The organism is uncultured Nisaea sp. (assembly GCF_963974195.1).
In the GTDB taxonomy this organism is placed as follows: Bacteria; Pseudomonadota; Alphaproteobacteria; order Thalassobaculales; family Thalassobaculaceae; genus Nisaea.
Map to the genome: position 1 here is coordinate 1 of NZ_CAXBDC010000179.1, position 4,587 is coordinate 4,587.

The 4,587-nt window shown below is 57.0% G+C and carries 5 protein-coding genes; 1 reads left to right on the forward strand and 4 read right to left on the reverse strand.

Translation table 11 applies throughout. From position 1 onward, the window contains the following. Positions 1-101 precede the first annotated feature (101 nt). The 4 genes from AAC126_RS21775 to AAC126_RS21790 are packed head-to-tail and all read right to left on the reverse strand — an operon-like array spanning position 102 to position 3,286. The gene (locus tag AAC126_RS21775) at positions 102-662 is read right to left on the reverse strand and encodes an ATP-binding cassette domain-containing protein (protein ID WP_339857469.1); all 561 of its coding nucleotides are present in this window, start codon (positions 660-662) and stop codon (positions 102-104) included. Further along, positions 652-1,443 carry an ABC transporter ATP-binding protein gene (locus AAC126_RS21780; protein WP_339857470.1) on the reverse strand — a complete coding sequence of 264 codons (792 nt, stop codon included), beginning with the start codon at positions 1,441-1,443 and terminating at the stop codon, positions 652-654. Before AAC126_RS21780 ends, AAC126_RS21775 begins: the two co-directional genes overlap by 11 nt. Before the next feature lie 6 nt (positions 1,444-1,449). After that, positions 1,450-2,346 (reverse strand): branched-chain amino acid ABC transporter permease, encoded by an 897-nt coding sequence (locus AAC126_RS21785; RefSeq protein WP_339857472.1) that lies wholly within the window; start codon positions 2,344-2,346, stop codon positions 1,450-1,452. A gap of 1 nt (position 2,347) precedes the next feature. After that, a complete protein-coding gene (locus AAC126_RS21790) occupies positions 2,348-3,286 on the reverse strand; it encodes a branched-chain amino acid ABC transporter permease (protein ID WP_339857474.1) in 939 nt (312 codons plus the stop codon). A 374-nt stretch (positions 3,287-3,660) separates the two neighbouring features. Here AAC126_RS21790 and AAC126_RS21795 point away from each other — a divergent pair, with 374 nt between their 5' ends. After that, entirely contained in the window at positions 3,661-4,446 is a 786-nt protein-coding gene (locus AAC126_RS21795) for a hypothetical protein (protein ID WP_339857476.1), read from the forward strand. Positions 4,447-4,587: the final 141 nt, after the last annotated feature.

Sequence of the window (4,587 nt, forward strand, 5' to 3'; positions counted from 1 at the left end):
CGGCGAGCGCGCCGGCGCCCAGCACCGTTGTTCTGAATAAACGTTTCATTCGGAGTACTCCTTGTTCCCTGTAGAGAGTGTTGTCTGATGTTACTTTCATATCAGCCCCCAAGATAGGCTTCTTCCAGACGGCTGTCGCTTGCCAGCTCCGATGACGGTCCGGACAGGACGACGGCGCCAAGTTCAAGCACATAGCCGCGCGTCGCGGTGGCCAGCGCCATAATCGCGCGCCCGATGGCCAGCATCTGCTGTTCGCCGCCCGAAAGGACCGACGCGGGCATGTTGCGCCGCTCTGCGAGGTTTGGAAATCTCTCATATATCGCCTCGGTTTCTGCTGAAACGTCGTCGTTCCGGCAATAGGCGCCCATCAGCAGGTTTTCGTGAACCGTCAGGCTCACGAATATCTGGCGGCCTTCGGGAACGAGCACCAGCCCGGCCTGAACGCGGCGGGGCGCGGACCAGCCGGAGATATCCTCGCCGTCGAAGACGACACTGCCATCGGCTTTTTCAGTGCCGGAGATTGCTTTCAGTAGCGAGCTTTTGCCGGCGCCGTTGGCGCCGAGAACGGTGACCACTTCGCCTTTCTCCAGCGAGAGATCGACATCGCGGACAGCGTGGTTCCGACCGTAGCGGACGTTTATCCCGGTGGCGTCAAGAAGCATCGGAAGTCTCTTTCGCGGGCTGTGAATCGTCGCGGCCCAGATAGGCCTCCAGAACGGCGGGATCCTGATGGACCTCGTCCGGCGTGCCTTCGAAGATCTTCTGGCCGAAATTGAGCACAACGACATGGTCGCAAAGATTGCGGACAAAATGCATGTCGTGCTCGACGACAAGGATGGTCACACCGGATGCGGACACCTTCTCCAGCAGGTCCTGGAGCTGACGGGTCTCGATTTCGTTAAGTCCGGCGGCAGGTTCATCGAGCAGCAGCAATTTTGGCTGGGACACCATTGCCCGGACCACTTCGATGCGTTTCTGGACACCGTAAGGCAGGTTGGCGACGACTTCGCCGGGATAGGTGTCGAGCCCGGCATTACGCAGCGTGGCCTCGGCTTCTTCCCGCCATTTGTTTTTGGAGAGTATGCCAAGCGGGAACATCAGGCTGCCGAATGACCGCGCCCGGGAATGCTGGCCGAGCATCACGTTTTCGATCGTCGATAGATGCGGCATCAGGCGAATATTCTGGAAGCTTCGCGACATCCCGTGAATCACGCGGTCCTGGGACGGCACGTGGGTGATATCTATCCCGTCGAGAACCATAGTGCCTTCGTCGATGGGGTAGACGCCGGTAAGCAGGTTGAAAATCGTTGTCTTGCCCGCGCCATTCGGCCCGATAAGGGCGGTGCGGCTCCCACGGCGGACGTCGGCCGAGACGTCATCGATGACCTTGAGGCCGCCGAAGCTTTTGTGAATACCGGACATTGTGAGGACGTTGTCGGTCATCTCCGTTTACTCCGCCTTGCCGGGTTTTTTACTGCGGCCGCCGGTAAACATCGAGCCTATCCGATCCTGCATCGTTCTGGTGACAACGCCTTCGGGGCGAATGACCATCATCAGGACGATGAAGCCGCCGAAGAAGATGAACCGGCTATCCGCCAGCCAGCTCGATCCGATTTCAATGGCGAGGTTGCGGATCAGTTCCGGCACGACCGTGAAGAAAATTGCGCCCACCAGCGGACCCCAGGCGGTTTGCGTGCCGCCCAGAAGGACATAAAGCAGAATGTAAATGCTCAGCAGAACGTGGAACGCCTGCGCCTCGATGTAATTGTAGTGATGCCCATACAGCGCCCCGCCGAGACCCATGAGCATACCCCCGACGGTGAAGGCCGCAACTTTTGCAAGCCGGACATTGACGCCAAACAGGATGGAGACGCTCTCATCGTCATGGATCGACCGCAGCGCCAGGCCGAGCCGGGTGGACATAAAATAAAAACCGAACAGGATAACGGCGATAGCGGCGATTACGAGACCTGTGACCGGCACGTGGGCGTCGACGGGCATGCCGGCGGCGGCACCGAGAAATTCCATATTGATTGTCAGCCCCGAAACCACTTCGGCGAACGCAAAGGTGGCCAGCACCATGTATACTCCGCGTGTCCGCAGTATCGGAAAGGCGATCATGAAGCTGATGGCGCCCGTGAACAGCATTGAAAGGGCAATACTGGCGTATAGCGACAGCCCAAATCCGTCTGACAGGTTGAACCAGCCGCTTGCATAGGCGCCGAGCGTGATAAAGCCGGCGGCGCCCAGATTCAGCTGGCCGGAGGCGGCGGGCAGGAAAATGCCATAGGCATAGATGATGCTCAGACAGAGGATGACGATCTGGGATTCAAGATAGCCGCTCATCTCAGAATTTCCCCTTGCCGATTGCCGAATGGCCAAACAGCCCGGTGGGCTTGAAGATCAGGATGATCAGGAGCAGGCCCCAGATCGGCACTTTCACGAAGTCGGCGCCGACGATGTAAATCGAGAACACTTCAAGGATGCCGACTATCAGTCCGCCGATAACCGCGCCCCATACATTGCCGAGCCCGCCGAGCACCATCCCGGCGATCGCAACGGTCGCGACGGTGTCGCCAATATAGGCGTCTACCGTGGTGTAGTTGATGGTGAAAAGAACGCCGGAAATTGCACAGAGAAGCCCGGTTATGACATAGACGATGGGTACGATCCGCAGCACATCGACACCCATCAGTGTCGCCGTCTCGGGGCGCTCTGCAATTGCGCGCAGCGCCCTTCCGAGTTTCGTCCGGCGGATGATGTAGTGCAGCGTGAACACGATCCCGAGCGACAGTATCAGGCTGATCACCTGCGGATAGCTGAACAGGATCGAGCCGATCGAGAAGGTGGCGTCACCGAAAGGCGAGATGACGGTGAGTGGATCGGACCCGTAAGCGCTGATCACCATATGCTCGAACATGATCAGAAAGCCGAGGGAACTGACCAGAGGCAGGGCATGCTCAGTCGCATCGCCGTATTTCGCCTTCATGTATCGATAGGTAAAGCGCTCGATGATCAGCGAGGCAATCGACACGACGACAATGGCAACGATAATGCCGGCGATCCACATATTGGCTTCGCCGAAAATCCCGATCAGCGTTTCGTTGCCGAAGGGAAGGTTGCCGGTCATCGATGCCCACATCATCATGGCCGCGACCATGAATAATGCCGGGATCGTGAAATTCAGGAAGTTGAGCATCCCGATTATCAGGGTGAAGGCCACGGCCACCATCACGTAAAGTCCACCGAGCATCAGTCCGTTAATGAGTTGCTGCAATAAAAGCATTTTCGTTTCAGGCCGTTAAACTGTTGATAAATCCGGAGTGCGGGGCAGATTGCCGGGCGAATTTGTGCAGAATGCACGTTCGCGAGACTTGTATTTGATTTTCCAAGATCGGCCAAAGTGTTGCTGTGGACGATTGTGCTTTGGACGATAGTTCTAGCGTGATCAAGATTCTTGCAATCCCTGTTGCCTTTAGCTTGGACGCATCATTTGCGCGAAGCAATATCTTTTTGCGGTGCAATAAAACACGTCTGGATGGTCGTTCCGGCCGGCCGCTCAGGGGCTGCAGGGAGGCGTCGGGATTTTTTACAGGTTCCCGCCGTGTCGTAATTGGCGGGCCTCTAACCTGTTGTATATTCTGATGAAAAAATAGTGGCATGAAAATTGCATGGATTGTCAAAGATCAACAATCGGCACCTCGGGGTGTCAACGGGAGCGTTAGCAGGATGGTTAAATCGATTTTCGGATTGAAGGCGAACAAGTGGACTACGGCAGCTCTCGTCGGCGCTGGCATGATGGCCGGTGTATCGGCGACGTCTCAGGCCGCCACTATTTACAATGTGCAGAGCACCAGTGCGACCAACTGCTCGGTCGGCGGCAATCCGGCCTCCCATGGTTTGTGGACAGGCAATCAGAATTTCTCCGGTACGACCTGCGGTAACTATTACGATATCTCCGGCATTTTCACCGTGAACGATGACGACGCCGATACGACTAACTGGACCGGCAGCTTCAACGCATTTGCGATCAACCCGGCGGGAACGACCGCCAATATCCAGCTGACATTTTCCGACTTTGCCGAAACGGGCAATTACAAGCAGGAAAATGGTGCGAGCTACAACGCCGGCACGGATACACCGGATATCGATTTTTTCCAGGGAATTTCGGGCACGATCGAAATAGACAGCACGACCTACACGGTTGCGGGTTTCGCCGGTGGGTATTCCTTCCAGTGGGGTCCGGGCGGCAACGCAAAGGTTGCAAGCGAATTCGGCGGGTCTTCCTGGATCCTGATGCAAGGGCTGAGCGGTCACTGGGACCTGAATCTGACCTTCGGGGCTCCGATCACGACTACTGAAGTGCCGGAACCGGGACTGGTTGCCGTGTTTGGCATTGGACTTCTCGGCCTCGGTCTTGCGCGGCGGGGCCGCCGCAAAGCCTGATAACCGGAATTCGCAATTTGAAGAGGCTCCCCGAATGGGGAGCCTTTTTTTCTGGAAATCCGGCGTGACAAGACCGCTCAGGCTTTCTTTTTACGGTTCTCCGGCTTCTGGTTATCCGGAGATTGCGTCCGGCCTTTGCGG

What these genes read in the sequence shown, in the direction of transcription:
- AAC126_RS21775 (WP_339857469.1), bottom strand. Translation starts at nt 662, where the DNA reads ATGCTTCTTGACGCCACCGGGATAAACGTCCGCTACGGTCGGAACCAC.
- AAC126_RS21780 (WP_339857470.1), bottom strand. Translation starts at nt 1,443, where the DNA reads ATGACCGACAACGTCCTCACAATGTCCGGTATTCACAAAAGCTTCGGC.
- AAC126_RS21785 (WP_339857472.1), bottom strand. Translation starts at nt 2,346, where the DNA reads ATGAGCGGCTATCTTGAATCCCAGATCGTCATCCTCTGTCTGAGCATC.
- AAC126_RS21790 (WP_339857474.1), bottom strand. Translation starts at nt 3,286, where the DNA reads ATGCTTTTATTGCAGCAACTCATTAACGGACTGATGCTCGGTGGACTT.
- AAC126_RS21795 (WP_339857476.1), top strand. Translation starts at nt 3,661, where the DNA reads ATGAAAATTGCATGGATTGTCAAAGATCAACAATCGGCACCTCGGGGT.